The sequence below is a fragment of the Micrococcus sp. KRD077 genome (assembly GCF_017168505.1).
GTDB lineage: Bacteria > Actinomycetota > Actinomycetes > Actinomycetales > Micrococcaceae > Micrococcus > Micrococcus luteus.
The window spans coordinates 1-593 of record NZ_JABFAZ010000062.1; the positions used below are offsets into that span (position 1 = coordinate 1).

1 protein-coding gene is annotated in these 593 nt (G+C 67.8%); it reads right to left on the reverse strand.

Going from position 1 to position 593, the window contains the following annotated elements:
- Positions 1-13: 13 nt before the first annotated feature.
- Positions 14-593, reverse strand: a 580-nt coding sequence (locus J1M39_RS11260; RefSeq protein ID WP_206496804.1) for an integrase core domain-containing protein, incomplete at its 5' end; no start/stop codon positions are given.

Sequence of the window (593 nt, forward strand, 5' to 3'; positions counted from 1 at the left end):
TGAGCCGCCCCCTTCATTCGGTCCGGACGTTCTGTGAGTCGTCGGTTTCCATTTGATGGGTGCACTGCCGAGCGTACTCGGCTGGGGTTAGGTAGCCGAGCGAGGAGTGCCGGCGGTGGTGGTTGTACTCGTCCTTCCAGTCGCCGATGATGACCTGTGCGTGCAGCAGCGAGTAGAAGCTGTTGATGTTGAGGCACTCGTCGCGGATCCGGCTGTTGAACGACTCGACGTACCCGTTGCGCCACGGCGAGCCCGGAGGGATGTAGGACAGGCCGGTGCGGGTGCCGGCCCAGTCGGCCACCGCCTCGCTGATGAACTCCGGCCCGTTGTCCGACCTGAGCACCGCCGGGGCGCCCCGGGCGGCGACGAGGTCCTCGAGGTGGGCGGTGAGTCGGTCGGCGGTAATCGAGCGCTCCACGAGCCCGCCGATGCACTCCCGGGTGTGTTCGTCGACGATCGAGCAGATCTTGATCGGTCGTCCGTGCTCGTCGGCGTCGAACTGGAAGTCCACCGCCCACACCACGTTCGGCGCGTCCGCCGTCGGCGCGTCGACGGTCGAGGACCCGACGCGCTTGCGTCGACGCCGCTGCGGG